Origin of the sequence: Nonomuraea deserti, from assembly GCF_004348685.1 — a bacterium.
GTDB classification, from domain to species: domain Bacteria; phylum Actinomycetota; class Actinomycetes; order Streptosporangiales; family Streptosporangiaceae; genus Nonomuraea; species Nonomuraea deserti.
Genome location: NZ_SMKO01000011.1, coordinates 19480 through 33262, shown reverse-complemented (window position 1 = coordinate 33262; position 13783 = coordinate 19480). Strand labels below are relative to the sequence as shown.

The window sequence follows — 13783 nt, the reverse complement described above, 5'->3', positions numbered from 1 at the left end:
ACAGCTTACAACGGTGGCCGGCCGTTCGCGCCCGCCCTAGGGGGCGGGCGCTCCCGGAGCGTCAGGCGGACAGCGGGTTGACGTGCCGGTGGTGGAGCCCGATGACCGGGATCTCGTGCAGGCTGCCCGAGTACAGGAACTGCGTCATGCCGATCAGCAGCCGCCGCACGTCCTCCTGCGGCCGCACGACCAGGCGCAGGAACTGGCTGGTCGTGCCGAGCTTGTTGCCGCACTCCCTGACGTACACGCCGTGCTCGGTGAGCAGGTGGTCGCGCAGCGGCACCCCGTCGTGGCCCGGCGGCAGCTTCACCAGCAGGAAGTTGCCCTGCGACGCGAACACCGACAGCCCCGGCATGGTGCTGAGCTGCTGGAACATCGCCCGCCTGTCGTTGCCGAGCCGCTTGAGGCTGTCCTGGTACTCGGGCCAGAACTGCCGCATCATGAACACCACGACCTCGGCGAACGAGTTGAGGTTCCACTTGGGCAGCGCGTCGCGCACCCGCCCGGCCAGCGCCGGATTGGCGACCATGTAGCCGAAGCGGATCCCGTGCAGGCCGAAGTTCTTGCCCAGGCTGCGCAGCACGATCACGTTCGGGCGGACCGCGGCCTCGGCGGCCACTCCCGGGTACGGCTCTGCGTCCACGAACTCGCCGAACGACTCGTCCACGATCACCAGGTCAAGGTCGATCAGCTCGTCGAGGAGCCGCAGGACCTCGTGCTTGGGCAGGTAGCCGCCGTCGGGGTTGTTGGGGTTGCAGATCACCGCCACCCGGGAGCCGCGCGTACGGATGAACGAGACGTAGTCGTTCACGTCGAGCGCGAAGTTGCGGCTCTCCAGCAGCGGATACATGTCCACCCGCTTGCCCGTCTCCAGCGGCTGGTCCGTCCAGCGGCCGAACGTGGGGATCGGCACGGCCAGGCTCTCGCGGACCAGGAGGTGGTCGATCCAGGTGATCAGCTCCGTCGACCCGTTGCCCATGGCGACCGTCTTGGGGTGGAGGCCGAGGGTGGAGCAGAGCTCCTCGGCGATGGTGTTCGCGTCACTTGGATAGAACTTGAGAATCGTCTCCAGGTTCCTCCCGAGATGCTCGAAGATTTCGGGCGTCGGGAAATACGGGTTGCACGGGATGCAGAAGTCCACCGGCGCGCGCTCTCCGGCCGAGCCGCGCATGAGGGAGAAGTACGACGGGCTGTGCGCCTGTGCCCGCAAGAGGCTGAGCTCCACGACACCTCCATGGAACACGTGTCCGATGTGTGGAGGTACGCGCCGATCGCCGGGCCGGTTCACGCGTCGGCGGACGCCGTGCCCCGCTCGGTCCCGGGCTCGCTTCCGGGCCCGCTTCCGGGCTCGCTTCCGGGCCCGGTCCTGGGCCCGCTTCTGCGCAGGGTGAGGATGGCGACATCGTCGCGCGGCGTTCCGCCGGTGAACTCCCGCAGGTCCGCGCCCACCGCCTGAGCGAGCCTGGCGGGCGGGTCGGCGGCCCACGCGCGCAGGCGGCGCCCGAGCGGGTAGAACGCGCCGCCGGGGTCGCGCGCCTCGGTGACGCCGTCCGTGCACAGCAGCAGCGTCGCGCCCGGCGGGAACGCGAAGCGCGCCACCGTACGCGGCTCGGCCGCCAGCGCGGCCAGGCCGAGGGGTACGGCGGGCTCGCCGAGGGACACCTGGCCGGCGTCGCCGCCGCGGATGACGTATGGTGCCAGGTGCCCGCAGTTGATCGCCTCGACCTCCGCGTCGCGGCCGAAGTCGAGCACCAGCGCGGTGACGAACCGCTCGCGTTCCCCGGTCTGGGTGGCGAACGTGTTCTGCCGGACCACGGACTTCTCCAGCGCGTCCACCACGCCGGCGAGCGTGGCCTCTCGGTAGGCGGCCTCCCTGAACGAGCCGAGCACCACCAGCGCCGTCCCGATCGCCGGCAGGCCCTTGCCCTGCACGTCCGCGATGAGCACCCGCATGCCGTGAGGGGTCGCGGCCACTTCGTACATGTCGCCGCCGACCAGTGTGTCCTCCGTCGCCGGCTGGTAGAGGCCGTCGACCTCCACGTCACCGGTGCGCAGCGGCAGCGGGCGCACGATCAGGCGCTGCAGGGCGCTGGCCGACGAACGCAGCCGGTCGACCTCCTCCTCGCGGCGCACGCGGTAGCGGCAGCCGACCACGCTCAGCACCCCGAACAGCGCCGTGAAACCGCCCGCCATCAGGCTGTCGTCCAGCTCCGCGCCCAGGAAGGAGGTGGTGCCCGCCACCACCAGCAGCACCCACGCCGACGCGCCGATCGTCTGCCGCACCGAGCCGAGCCCCGAGATGATCGCCGGCAGGAAGATCAGCAACGGGAACAGCCGCACCGCCGTTCCGGTGACGACGTCCAGCGCGACGACCGCGGCCGTGACGAGCAGCAGGCCCGCGACGTACGCCGGCGTCGGGAGCCTGGGCCGGCCGCGCCGCCGCCTTTCACGCGCCACGGCCGTCCCTCGTCCGGGACCTGCGGCGTGGGTCATGGCGGGGAGGAAACGCGGAACGGCCAGGCACTGTCGTCTCCCGATGTCGTCGGTGGCGGTCGGTAGCTTACCGTGCGCGACCTGTCACGTTCTGTCGTGGCCGCCCCTCCAGGCCCGTTTCGTGCGGAATCCGGCGGTGGAACGGCCCCGCGCGGGAGGCCGGGCAGGAAGTCCGCGCCCGGGTGCGGCGGGCGGCGCCGCCGGTTGTCCCGGCGGGTGAGGCATGGTGCGGGGTCGGGCACCATGGAGGGTGTGACGACGACCACGAAGCTCGCGGAGCTGGCCGGGCTGGTCTCCCAGGGCGGGGTGGCGGTGCTCAGCGGCGCCGGCCTGTCCACAGAGTCGGGCATCCCCGACTACCGGGGGCCGACGGGCCGCTCCCGCCGCGCCGAGCCGATGACGTACCAGAAGTTCGTCGGCAGCGCGGAGGCGCGGCGGCGCTACTGGGCGCGCAGCCACGTCGGCTGGCGGCAGATCGGCGACGCCCGGCCGAACGCCGGGCACCTGGCGGTGGCCGAGCTGGAGCGGCGCGGCCTGCTGGCCGGCATCGTCACCCAGAACGTCGACGGGCTGCACCAGGCGGCGGGCGCGCTGCGGGTGATCGAGTTGCACGGGGGGCTCGACCGGGTCGTCTGCCTGTCGTGCCGGGAGCGCAGCCCCCGCGCCGAGCTGGAACGCCGGCTGCGCGAGGCCAACGCCGGGTGGGCCGCGTCCGGCGCGATCAACCCCGACGGCGACGCCGTGCTCACCGACGCGCAGGTGGCCGGGTTCCAGGTGGTCGACTGCGCGGGGTGCGGCGGGCTGCTCAAGCCCGACGTGGTGTTCTTCGGCGAGAACGTGCCCCGTCCTCGCGTCGACGAGTGCTTCTCCGTGGTGGCGGGGGCGCGGGCGCTGCTCGTCCTCGGCTCGTCGCTCAAGGTCAGGTCGGGGCTGCGGTTCGTCACCAGGGCGGCCGAGCTCGGCATTCCGATCGCCATCGTCAACCAGGGCCCGACCGGCGGCGACGCCGACGCCGCCCTCACCGTGGACGCCCCGCTGGGCCCGACGTTGTCCGGTCTCACCGCACAACTCGGAGCGGCCCCCCGTGCGGGGGAGCGGCTCGGGTAGGGCACGCGGGGAGGCGGTCCGGCGAGGGCGCGCGGGCGGCGGGGCTGCTCGGGTAGGGCGCGCGGGCGGCACAATAGGGCGCATGGCTCCACGTTCCTGCCTCTGCGGCCTGCCCGCCCCCTACCAGGACTGCTGCGGCAGGCTCCACCGGGGCGAGGCGGCCGCCGCCACCGCCGAGCAGCTCATGAGGTCGCGCTTCACCGCGTTCGGGATGGGGGACGAGGCCTACCTGCTGCGCACCTGGCACCCCTCCGCACGCCCGGCGCGCGCCGGTCTCGACAGGAAGGTGCGCTGGGTGCGGCTGGAGGTGCTGGAGACCACCGGCGGCAGCGTCGTGCACGCCGAGGGCACCGTACGGTTCCGTGCCCACTACGTCGAACGCGGGCGGGCGGGGGAGATGGAGGAGCACAGCAGGTTCGTCCGCCTGGACGGGCGCTGGGTCTACGCGGGCGCGCTCTGATCAGAGGCGGGCCGGCCACCGCGCCGTGTCCTGTTCTGCCGGATGGGCGGCCTCGGTGTGCGGAGGGCGGGCCGCGTACGCGGCGGTAAAGTCGCGAGGGGCGATCTCGTCCCGGGCCGGGTGCCCCGCGAACGCATCGACGACCGTCGAACGAAGGATCCTCCCGCATGGAGACCACGGAACCCGGTGACCCGGCCGGAGCCACCGTCAGGGTCACCGCCGGCATCGTGCTCAGGGACGCCGGCGGCCGCATCCTGCTCATGCGGCGCGCGGAGGACGCCACGTGGGGCGTCCCGGGCGGAGGCCTGGAGCCGGGCGAGTCGTGGAGCGAGGCCGCCCTGCGCGAGTGCAGGGAGGAGACCGGCTGGGAGGCCCGCATCGACGGCCTGCTCGGCATCTCCACGGGCAGCGGCGACGGGGAAGCCGCCGAGCTCCGCTGGTTCGCCCCCGGCTCGCTGCCCGAGCCGCTGTTCGCCCCTGACGTGCCGGTGCTCCGGGACGCGCTGGCCACCGGCCTGAGCCTTCCCGTGATCGACTGAGCCGGCGCCGTGGCGGAGGGCGTCAGGGCTTGCGGGCCACCGCTCCGACGAAGGTGTGGTACGTGATGCCGGGCTCCGCCTGGTCACCGGGGTCCGGCCGCCATTCCGGCAGGGGCACGAGGCCGGGCTCCAGGATGTCCAGCCCGTCGAAGCAGGCGAGAATCTCCTCACGGGTGCGCCACCGCCCGGCGCCCAGGTGCTGGTTGAAGAGCTTCTCCGCCGTGTACGCCTGCCTGGACACCTCGGGGTGCGCCTGGCCGGGGTTGCAGAAGTGGGAGACGGCCAGGAAGCTGCCGGGCGCCAGGCGGGACACCATCCTGGCGGCGATCCCCGCCGGGTTCTCCGCGTCCGTCAGATGGTGCAGGATCGCGAACATGAGCAGCCCCACCGGCTCGCCGAAGTCGATGAGCTTCCTGATCTCGGGGTGGTCGGCGATCCCCTCGGGCTCGCGGATGTCGGCCTCGACCACGGTGGTGGTGTCGTCCACGGCGAGCAGCGCGCGGCCGTGCACCAGGACGATCGGGTCGTGGTCGACGTAGACCACGCGCGTGCCGGGGGCGGAGGCCTGGGCGATCTCGTGCACGTTGCCCCGGGTCGGCAGGCCGGAGCCGAGGTCCAGGAACTGGCGGATGCCGGCTTCGGCGGCCAGATGGCGGACCACCCGCTTGAGGAACTCCCTGTTGGCCTGCGCAGCCTCGGGCGCGTCGGGGGCGACCTCGAGCGCCAGCCGCGCGAGCTCGCGGTCGGCCTCGTAGTTGTCCTTGCCGCCGAGCATGAAGTCGTAGACGCGGGAGACGCTGGGCCTCGTGGTGTCCACGTCCCGCGGCGGGCGTTCCGGCTCGCTCTCGGCCATCGTCGGCTCCTTCGGAAACGTCGCGAAGACGACTGGCGCGATCATACTGCTGTATTGACGATATTTACGGCTTTTCGCCACTTCGGGTACACGTGGGGTAAAGGACAGTCAACAGCATTGTCAGGAGCGTCAGGCGGACTCGCGGATCACGAGTTCGGTGGGCAGGATCACCGGCTCGAGGTGCCCCGCCCCGTCGATGAGCGCCAGCAGCAGGCGGATGGTCTCCTGCGCCATTTCGGTCAGCGGCTGGCGGATCGTGGTCAGCGGCGGATGGGTGGAGACGGCCACCGAGGAGTCGTCGAACCCGCCCACCGCCACGTCCTCCGGCACGCTGCGGCCGGCCGCCCGCAGCGCCGCCAGCGCGCCCGCCGCCATCAAGTCGGAGGCCACGAAGACGGCGTCGATGTCGGGCGTGCGCTCCAGCAGACCGGCCATCGCCCGCTCGCCGCTGGCCTGGGTCCAGTCGCCGTGCGCGATCAGCTTCGAGGTGGCCCTGCGGCCCAGCACCTCGGCGAACCCCTCCAGCCGCTGGATGCCGCCCGGAGTGTCCATCGGCCCGGTGATCATGGCGATGCGCCTGCGGCCCTGGGCGACGAAGTATTCGGTCATCTGGCGGGCGCCGAGCCGCTCGTCGGCGGCCGCGTACGGGATGACGCTCTCGTGGCCGATGACGGCGCCGCAGGAGACGGCGGGCGGCCCGGAGCCGAGCGCCTCCACAAGGGGGTCGCCCGCGTGCGTCGAGACCAGCAGCACGCCGTCGGCGTGGCCGCCGCGCACGAAGCGGACCACCCGCTCGCGCTCGGCCGCGTCGCCGGCCAGCATCATGACCAACGACAGGTCGCGCTCGGCCAGCATCTTGATCGAGACCCGGATGAGCGTGCTGTAGTTGGGGTCCTCGAACAACTTCTCGTACGGCTCCGACAACACCATCACGACCGAGCCGGTGCGCTGCGTGACCAGGCTGCGGGCGGCCCGGTTGACGATGTAGCCGGTCTCCGAGATCGCCCTCTCGATGGCCACGCGCGCCGCCGGGCTCACGTATTTGTCGCCGTTGAGCAGGCGGGACACCGTGCCGCGGGACACGCCCGCGGCGGCGGCGACATCGTGGATCGTAGGGCGTTTCACTTGACGGCTCCGGAGGACAGGTCGGTCTTCCAGTATCGCTGCATCGTGAGGAAGAGCGCGATCAAGGGCACGATCGACAGCAGCGCGCCCGTGAGGATCAGGTTGTAGAGGGCCGGCTGGTTGGCCCCGGCCGCCAGCAGCGTGTAGAGGCCGACGGTGAGCGGGAACTTGCCGTCGTCGCCGAGCATGATGAACGGCAGGAGGAAGTTGTTCCAGATGGCCACGAACTGGAACAGGAAGATCGTCACCATGCCCGGCACCATGAGCGGCAGCGCGACCCGCGACATCAGGTGCCACTCGCCGGCCCCGTCGATCCGCCCGGCCTCCAGCAGCGAGTCGGGGATCGCCGCGGCCGCGTAGACGCGGGCCAGATAGATGCCGTACGGGTGCAGGATCTGCGGCAGCAGCACGGCCCAGTGGCTGTCGGCCAGGCCGATCTCGGAGAACAGCAGATACTGCGGGATGGCCAGCACCACGGCGGGCACGAGGATGCCGCCGATGAGCAGGTTGAAGATCGCGTTCCGGCCGGGGAAGCGGTATTTCGCCAGCGCGTACCCCGAGACGGCCGAGACGGCGGTCGACAGCAGCGCGCCGCCGCCCGCGTAGATCAGCGTGTTGGCCGCCCAGAGCCAGAACACCCCGTCGCGGTAGGCGAACAGCTCCGCGACGTTGTCGAAGAAGCCGGTGCCGAAGGAGAGCGTCGAGGTGCTGAAAAGCTCGCCGGGCGACTTGGTGGCCGCGATCAGCACCCAGAACACGGGGAACAGGCAGTAGATCGCGCCGAGGAGGAGCAGCGCCGTGGGCGCCACCCCCCACGGCCTGCTCGCCGACGCGCCGTGCGCGCGGCGGCGGTGTGCGGTGGCGGCGGTGACCCCGGCCATCAGCCCTCCCTGAAGGCGCGGTCGCGGACCACGCGCAGGAACCCGAACGACAGGACGAGAGAGATCGCCGCGATGACGATCGAGGTGGCGGCGGCCGAGTACAGGTCGCCGGTGACGAACGCGTCGCGGTAGACCTTCATGAGCGGGCTCCACGTGGAGCTGATCGTGTTCGTCAGCGGCCGGAGCGCGGTGGGCTCGGTGAACACCTGGATGGTCGCGATGATCGAGAACACCGTGGTGAGGACGATCGCGGGGGTCAGCATCGGGATCTTGACCCGGAGCGCGATCTGCACCTCGGAGGCGCCGTCGAGCCGCGCGGCCTCGTACAGGTCGCGGGGGATCGCCCGGAGCGCGGTGTAGAGCACGAGCATGTTGAAGCCGACCCCGCCCCACACCGCCACGTTCGCCATGGAGTACGTGACGGTGGTCGCGCCCAGGTAGTCGACGTCCAGGACGGCCCTGATCGGGCTGAGCGAGGGCAGGTAGAGGAAGCCCCACAGCAGGGTGGCGGCCACCCCCGGCACCGCGTACGGCAGGAAGATCGCGATCCGGGAGAAGCGGGCCAGCCGCACCCGCGCGGAGTCCAGCAGCAGGGCGAACAGCAGCGCCAGGCCGAGCATCACGCCCAGCACCAGCGCGCCGTAGCCGAGCACCCGCAGCCAGCCCTGCCACAACTCGGCGTCGGCCAGGGCGGCGGCGAAGTTGTCGAACCCGACGAAGACCTCGCGCCGCGCGCCCTTCCCGAGCCCCAGCCCCGACACCCTGGTCCGGCGCATGGCCAGGTAGACGGTGTAGGCGATGGGCACCGCGAGGAAGAGCGTGAACAACACGATCGCGGGGGTCAGGAACAGGTACGGCCACGCGCCCCTTGCCGACCGCTTCATGACGCGATCTGGAAGCCGGACTTGCGCATGTCGGCGACCGTGGCGTCCTGCATGGCCTGCACGGCCGCGGAGAACGGAGTGCCGTCCTGCAGCGCCTTGTCGAAGCCGTCCTTGAAGGCGTTGTACGTCACGCCGACGTTCGGCCCGAAGGTGAAGCCGCGCGCCCCCGCGGACACGGCGGCGGCCTGCTGCCAGAAGTCGGGCTGGTTGGAGAAGTACTCGGGCGCCTCGCCCAGCGCCGACTGCGCCTTGGTGGTGGCCGGGTAGATCGCGGCCTCCTTGACGAGCAGGTCGATGGCCTTCGGGTCGGTGTTGAGCCACGTGGCGAACTTCGCTGCGGCGGCCTTGTGCGGCGTCCTGGCCGACACGGCGGTGGAGGAGCCGCCCCAGAAGCCGCTGAAGTTCTCGCCGGCGTTCCACTGGGGGAGCGGCGCGACCGCCCACTTGCCCTTGGCCTTGGGCGCGTTGCTCGACAACACGCCCGGCGCCCACACGGCCGACGGCCAGGTCAGCAGCCTGCCGTCGTTGAGCGCCTTGTTCCATTCAGGGGTGAAGTACGGGACGTCGTCGATGGCGTCCTCCTTGACCAGGCCGCCCCAGTAGTCGGCGACCTTCCTGGTGGGCTCGTCGGCGACGTCGACCTTCCACGACTCGCCGCTGATCGACCACCACTGCGCGCCGGCCTGCTGCGCGAGCCCTGTGAACGCTCCCGGATCCTTGCTGGAGAAGGTGCCCAGGTAGGCCTTGGGGTCCTTCTTGCGCACCGTGCGGGCCGCCTCGGCGTACTCCTGCCAGGTCTCCGGGACCTCGATGCCGTGCTTGTCGAAGAGGTCCTTGCGGTAGAAGAGCATCATCGGGCCGCTGTCCTGCGGGATGCCGTACACCGCGTCGGTGCCGAGGGTGACGAGGTTCCACAGGCCCTCGGAGAACTCGCCCTTGATCGGCGCGGTCTCGGTCTTGAGGTCGGCCACGGCGTCGGCGGCGATGAACGACGGCAGGTGCTGGTATTCGGCCTGCACCAGGTCGGGCGGGTTGCCGGCCTTGGCGGCCGTGAGGTATTTCGCGGCCGCGTCGTCGCCGCCGGCCTGCTTGCTGACCGTCACCTGAATGTCGGGGTTGGCGTCGTTCCAGACTTTGACGATCTTGTCCATGTTCGGGGCCCAGGTCCAGTACGTGAGCTTGGCGGGACCCTGGGGAGCGGCCGTGGCCGGCGCCGCCTCGGGGCTCTCGGCGGGCTCGTCGGACCCGCAGCTCACGAGGGCGCCGGACATGCAGGTCACCGTGAGTGCGACGGCCAGGGCTGCTCCAAGGCGGTTGGTGCGCATTGCGTACCTCCAGAATGCTCTGTGAACGTGCACAGAGTGGAGGAGGGCGGAAATCACCGTCAAGGGGTTGTTACGCTCTCGTTAACCTTCGCCATTCGCCGCTGTGTTGCAGGAATTTGCAGGGGACAGTTCCCTTGTTCCGAAGCGTGCCTTACTGTGCACGTTCACAGAATCTTATCGAGGGGGATGGATGTATCCGGAGCGTCCTGCCGGTATCGCCTTTGGCGGGGACTACAACCCAGAGCAGTGGCCGCGTGAGACTCTCGACGAGGACGTGGCCCTGATGCGCGAGGCCGGGGTCAACCTCGTCAGCCTGGGCATGTTCTCGTGGGCGTTGATGGAGCCCGAGGAGGGGCGCTACACGTTCGGCTGGCTGGACGAGGTCATCGACCGGTTGCACGAGGCGGGCGTCGCGGTCGACCTGGCCACGCCGACCGCCGCGCCGCCCGCCTGGTTCGTCGCCCGGCATCCCGACGTGCTGCCGGTGACCAGGGAGGGGACGCGGATCGGGTTCGGCGGCAGGCAGAGCGCCTGCTCCAGCGCCCCGGCCTTCCGCGCGGCGACGGCGCGCCTGGTGCGCGCGCTGGGGGAGCACTACCGCGGCCATCCCGCCGTGGTCATGTGGCACGTGCACAACGAGTACGGGGCGCCGCTCGGCGAGTGTTACTGCGACCACAGCGTGGCGGCCTGGCGCGTCTGGCTCCGCCAGACGTACCGCGACATCCCGGCACTGAACGACGCCTGGGGAGCCACGTTCTGGGGGCAGACGTACACCGACTGGTCCGAGATCGACGCCCCGCGCGCCAACCACACGGTGCTCAACCCGGCCCAGCGGCTCGACTACGCCCGCTTCAGCGACGGCCAGCACCGCGAGCACTACGCGCTCCAGCGCGACATCCTGCGTGAGCTCACCCCGGGCATCCCGGTGACCACGAACTTCGCCGGCACCGTCAACTGCAAGTCCACCGACCTGTGGCGGTGGGCCCGCGAGGTCGACGTGATCGCCAACGACCACTACCTGAAGGCCGAGCTGGCCGACAACCACATCGACCTGGCGATGTCCGCAGACCTGGCGCGCTCGGTGGCCGGCGGCGGGCCGTGGATGCTCATGGAGCACTCGGCGGGCGCGGTCAACTGGCAGCCGCGCAACCTCGCCAAGCGGCCGGGGGAGCTGCGCCGCAACAGCCTCGCGCACGTCGCCCGGGGCTCGGACAGCGTGCTGTTCTTCCAGTGGAGGGCCTCGCGGTTCGGGGCGGAGAAGTTCCACTCCGGCCTGGTCCCGCACGCCGGGACCGACTCCGCGCAGTGGCGCGAGGTGGTGCGGCTGGGCGCCGACCTGCGCGCGCTCGCCGGCGTCAGGGGCGGCCGTGTGCGGGCCGAGGTGGCGATCGTCTGGGACTGGGAGTCGTACTGGGCGCTGGAGCTGGACTGGCGGCCGTCGGTGGACCTGACGTTCCGGGAGCGGATGGACGCCTTCTACGAGGCGTTGTGGCGGGAGCATGTCACGGTGGACTTCGTCCACCCTTCCGCCGATATTTCGGGCTATCGGGTGGTGGTCGCGCCCAGCTCGTACCTCCTCACCGAGGCCTCCGCCAAGAACCTGCACCGGTACGTCGAAGCGGGCGGCAACCTGCTCGTTGCGTACTTCTCCGGCATCGTCGACGAGCACGACACCCTCCACCCGGGCGCCTACCCTGGCGCGCTGCGCGAGCTGCTCGGCCTGTCGATCGAGGAGTTCCACCCGCTGCGCGAGGACGAGACGGTCGAGCTGGGCGGCCGGGAACGCATCACCGCCCGCGTCTGGTCGGAGCGGGTCCGCCCGGCCGGCGCGGTCACCGTGCGCGCCTTCGCCGCCGGGCCCGACGCGGGACACCCCGCGTTCACCCGCCACGACCTCGGCGCCGGCACCGCCTGGTACCTCGCCACCGCTCCCGTCACCGGCCCTGTCAACGGCCCTGTCAACGGCCCTGTCGCCGGGCCCGTCTCCGGCCTGCGCGAGCTGCTCGCGCAGGTGCTCGACCACGCGAACGTGTCCCGGCCGCGCGGCCTGCCCGACACCCTGGAGCTGGTGTGCAGGGGCGGCCACGTGTTCCTGATCAACCACGGCGGCGAGCCCGTGACGGTCGAGGGGGTGAGCGGCGTCAGCGTGTTCGACGGCGTGCGGCACGACGGCGCGGTCACCGTCGCGCCCGGAGCGGTCACCGTCGTCGTGGAAACCCCCCACCCCTAGGAGACCCGATGAAACGGTTACTCGCCGCACTGCTGTTACTCGCCGCCCCCATCATCCAGCTCGCCGTCGCCCAGCCCGCCCTGGCGGCGGGCACGTCCAGGGCCGCGCTGCAGATCAGGGGCGCCGACGTCTCAAGCCTGGCCAAGTCGGAGGCGCTCGGCGGCGTCTACCGCGACGCCCGCGGCCGTAAAGGCGACGCGCTGCGCATCCTGTCGCGGGCCGGGCTCAACTACGTCAGGCTCAAGGTCTGGGTGGACCCGGCCGACGGCTACAACACCACGACCCAGGTGCTCGACCTCGCCAGGCGGGTCAAGGCCCAGGGCATGAAGCTCCTGGTCGACTTCCACTACTCCGACACCTGGGCCGACCCGGGCAAGCAGTTCAAGCCCGCCGCCTGGGAGTCGCTGCCGTTCGACCGGCTCAGGCAGGCCGTGTACGACCACACGTACGACGTGCTCGACGCGCTGCGCCGCCAGGGCACCACGGCGGACATGGTGCAGGTCGGCAACGAGATCAACGGCGGCCTGCTCTGGCCCGACGGCTCCACCTCCACGTGGCCGAACACGGCGGCGCTGCTGAACGCCGGATACGACGCGGTCAAGCGGGTGTCGGGATCGACCAAGGTCGTGCTGCACCTGGCCGACGGCGGCGACAACGGCCTCTACCGGTGGTGGTTCGACAACGCGAACGCGAACGGCGTCCGCTACGACGTGATCGGGATGTCGTACTACGCCTACTGGCACGGCACGCTGGAGACGTTCAGGGCCAACATCAACGACGTGGCCGGCAGGTACGGCAAGCCGGTGGTCGTGGTCGAGACCGCGTACCCGTTCACGACGGCCGACGACGACGGCTGGGCCAACATCATCACCTCCGGCGAGCCGTACCCGGGCTACCGGGCGACCCCGGAGGGGCAGGCGGCGATGCTGGCCGGCGTGGCCGACATCGTCCGCCAGGTGCCGGGCGGCCTCGGCCTCGGCCTGTTCACCTGGGAGGCCACGTGGACCGGCGTGCCCGGCAACGGCTGGGACCCGGCCGACCCGTCGTCGGGCAACGCCTGGGAGAACCAGGCCCTGTTCGGCTACGACGACCGGGCGCTGCCCGCGATGGAGGTGCTCGGCCACCTCTGATGGAGTGGCCGGCGTGATCCGCCGTCCCGGACGAGATCGGAGGGATCCTGTGGATCGCGCGGTCGGGTTGACATGATGGCCGTATGACGATCACACCGCTGGGCCCGGACGAGTTGCTCACCACCACCCGCAGCGTGCGCAAGCGCCTCGACCTGACCCGTCCCGTGCCCACGGACCTGGTGCGCGAGTGCCTGGAGATCGCGCTGCAGGCGCCCAGCGGCAGCAACCGGCAGGGCTGGCACTGGCTGGTGGTGACGGATGCGGAGCTCCGCGGGGCGATCGGCGGCTATTACCGGCGCTCGTTCGGCGCGTACCGGGCCTCGGGTGGCTCGGCCGGGTCGTTGTTCACGGACGATCCGGCGCGGGCCGCCACCCAGCGGCGGGTCTCCGAGAGCGCCGACTACCTGAGCGAGCGCATGGGCGACGTGCCGGTGCTGGTGCTCGGGTGCATCCACGCGCCCGGCGGGCTGCCCGAGGGCAACCAGGCGGGGTTGTGGGGCTCGCTGCTGCCCGCGGCGTGGAGCTACATGCTGGCCGCCCGCGCCCGCGGCCTCGGCACCGCCTGGACCTCCCTGCACCTGGCGTACGAGAGCGAGATCGCCGAGCTGCTCGGCATCCCCGCCGACGTACGCCAGGGCGTGCTCATCCCCACCGCCTACTACACGGGTGAGACGTTCAGGCCCGCGCACCGGCAGCCGCTGGACGAGGTGCTTCACCTCGACCGCTGGTAGGAGCACAGCTGGTAGGAGCACAGTG

The 13783-nt window shown here is 71.4% G+C and carries 13 protein-coding genes; 6 read left to right on the top strand and 7 right to left on the bottom strand.

Annotated features, from left to right (window positions below; translation table 11 throughout):
- Positions 1-61: 61 nt before the first annotated feature.
- Together E1292_RS07050 and E1292_RS07045 are read right to left on the bottom strand one after the other, a co-directional pair.
- Positions 62-1225 carry a pyridoxal phosphate-dependent aminotransferase gene (locus E1292_RS07050; RefSeq protein WP_220446709.1) on the bottom strand — a complete coding sequence of 388 codons (1164 nt, stop codon included), beginning with the start codon at positions 1223-1225 and terminating at the stop codon, positions 62-64.
- Positions 1226-1284: 59 nt separating this feature from the next.
- Positions 1285-2457 carry a PP2C family protein-serine/threonine phosphatase gene (locus tag E1292_RS07045; RefSeq protein ID WP_246089969.1) on the bottom strand — a complete coding sequence of 391 codons (1173 nt, stop codon included), beginning with the start codon at positions 2455-2457 and terminating at the stop codon, positions 1285-1287.
- A gap of 279 nt (positions 2458-2736) precedes the next feature.
- Here E1292_RS07045 and E1292_RS07040 point away from each other — a divergent pair, with 279 nt between their 5' ends.
- The 3 genes from E1292_RS07040 (at position 2737) to E1292_RS07030 (ending at position 4599) form a co-directional block, all read left to right on the top strand.
- Positions 2737-3600, top strand: a complete 864-nt coding sequence (locus E1292_RS07040; RefSeq protein WP_132593240.1) for an NAD-dependent protein deacetylase — start codon at positions 2737-2739, stop codon at positions 3598-3600.
- 82 nt (positions 3601-3682) lie between these two features.
- A complete protein-coding gene (locus E1292_RS07035; protein ID WP_132593238.1) occupies positions 3683-4060 on the top strand; it encodes a YchJ family protein in 378 nt (125 codons plus the stop codon).
- 167 nt (positions 4061-4227) lie between these two features.
- Positions 4228-4599: an NUDIX hydrolase gene (locus tag E1292_RS07030; RefSeq protein ID WP_132593236.1), complete on the top strand. Its 372-nt coding sequence runs from the start codon at positions 4228-4230 to the stop codon at positions 4597-4599.
- Positions 4600-4621: 22 nt separating this feature from the next.
- On the opposite strand, the gene E1292_RS07025 is transcribed toward E1292_RS07030, so the two are convergent.
- The 5 genes from E1292_RS07025 to E1292_RS07005 all read right to left on the bottom strand — a co-directional run bounded on the left by E1292_RS07025 (position 4622) and on the right by E1292_RS07005 (position 9613).
- On the bottom strand, positions 4622-5452 hold the full coding sequence (locus tag E1292_RS07025; protein WP_132593234.1) for an SAM-dependent methyltransferase: 831 nt from the start codon (positions 5450-5452) through the stop codon (positions 4622-4624).
- 129 nt (positions 5453-5581) lie between these two features.
- Positions 5582-6577, bottom strand: a complete 996-nt coding sequence (locus E1292_RS07020; protein WP_220446708.1) for a LacI family DNA-binding transcriptional regulator — start codon at positions 6575-6577, stop codon at positions 5582-5584.
- Positions 6574-7458 carry a carbohydrate ABC transporter permease gene (locus tag E1292_RS07015; RefSeq protein ID WP_132593232.1) on the bottom strand — a complete coding sequence of 295 codons (885 nt, stop codon included), beginning with the start codon at positions 7456-7458 and terminating at the stop codon, positions 6574-6576. The genes E1292_RS07020 and E1292_RS07015 overlap by 4 nt, the downstream gene beginning before the upstream one ends.
- On the bottom strand, positions 7458-8342 hold the full coding sequence (locus E1292_RS07010; protein ID WP_132593230.1) for a carbohydrate ABC transporter permease: 885 nt from the start codon (positions 8340-8342) through the stop codon (positions 7458-7460). The genes E1292_RS07015 and E1292_RS07010 overlap by 1 nt, the downstream gene beginning before the upstream one ends.
- A complete protein-coding gene (locus E1292_RS07005; RefSeq protein ID WP_246089967.1) occupies positions 8339-9613 on the bottom strand; it encodes an ABC transporter substrate-binding protein in 1275 nt (424 codons plus the stop codon). Before E1292_RS07005 ends, E1292_RS07010 begins: the two co-directional genes overlap by 4 nt.
- A 244-nt stretch (positions 9614-9857) precedes the next feature.
- Here E1292_RS07005 and E1292_RS07000 point away from each other — a divergent pair, with 244 nt between their 5' ends.
- The 3 genes from E1292_RS07000 (at position 9858) to E1292_RS06990 (ending at position 13758) form a co-directional block, all read left to right on the top strand.
- The gene (locus tag E1292_RS07000; RefSeq protein ID WP_132593226.1) at positions 9858-11897 is read left to right on the top strand and encodes a beta-galactosidase; all 2040 of its coding nucleotides are present in this window, start codon (positions 9858-9860) and stop codon (positions 11895-11897) included.
- 8 nt (positions 11898-11905) lie between these two features.
- A complete protein-coding gene (locus tag E1292_RS06995) occupies positions 11906-13027 on the top strand; it encodes a glycoside hydrolase family 53 protein (RefSeq protein WP_132593224.1) in 1122 nt (373 codons plus the stop codon).
- Between the two features lie 83 nt (positions 13028-13110).
- Positions 13111-13758, top strand: a complete 648-nt coding sequence (locus tag E1292_RS06990) for a nitroreductase family protein (RefSeq protein WP_132593222.1) — start codon at positions 13111-13113, stop codon at positions 13756-13758.
- Positions 13759-13783 lie beyond the last annotated feature (25 nt).

What these genes read in the sequence shown, in the direction of transcription:
- E1292_RS07040 (WP_132593240.1), top strand. Translation starts at nt 2,737, where the DNA reads ATGGAGGGTGTGACGACGACCACGAAGCTCGCGGAGCTGGCCGGGCTG.
- E1292_RS07035 (WP_132593238.1), top strand. Translation starts at nt 3,683, where the DNA reads ATGGCTCCACGTTCCTGCCTCTGCGGCCTGCCCGCCCCCTACCAGGAC.
- E1292_RS07030 (WP_132593236.1), top strand. Translation starts at nt 4,228, where the DNA reads ATGGAGACCACGGAACCCGGTGACCCGGCCGGAGCCACCGTCAGGGTC.
- E1292_RS07025 (WP_132593234.1), bottom strand. Translation starts at nt 5,452, where the DNA reads ATGGCCGAGAGCGAGCCGGAACGCCCGCCGCGGGACGTGGACACCACG.
- E1292_RS07015 (WP_132593232.1), bottom strand. Translation starts at nt 7,458, where the DNA reads ATGGCCGGGGTCACCGCCGCCACCGCACACCGCCGCCGCGCGCACGGC.
- E1292_RS07010 (WP_132593230.1), bottom strand. Translation starts at nt 8,342, where the DNA reads ATGAAGCGGTCGGCAAGGGGCGCGTGGCCGTACCTGTTCCTGACCCCC.
- E1292_RS07005 (WP_246089967.1), bottom strand. Translation starts at nt 9,613, where the DNA reads ATGTCCGGCGCCCTCGTGAGCTGCGGGTCCGACGAGCCCGCCGAGAGC.
- E1292_RS07000 (WP_132593226.1), top strand. Translation starts at nt 9,858, where the DNA reads ATGTATCCGGAGCGTCCTGCCGGTATCGCCTTTGGCGGGGACTACAAC.
- E1292_RS06995 (WP_132593224.1), top strand. Translation starts at nt 11,906, where the DNA reads ATGAAACGGTTACTCGCCGCACTGCTGTTACTCGCCGCCCCCATCATC.
- E1292_RS06990 (WP_132593222.1), top strand. Translation starts at nt 13,111, where the DNA reads ATGACGATCACACCGCTGGGCCCGGACGAGTTGCTCACCACCACCCGC.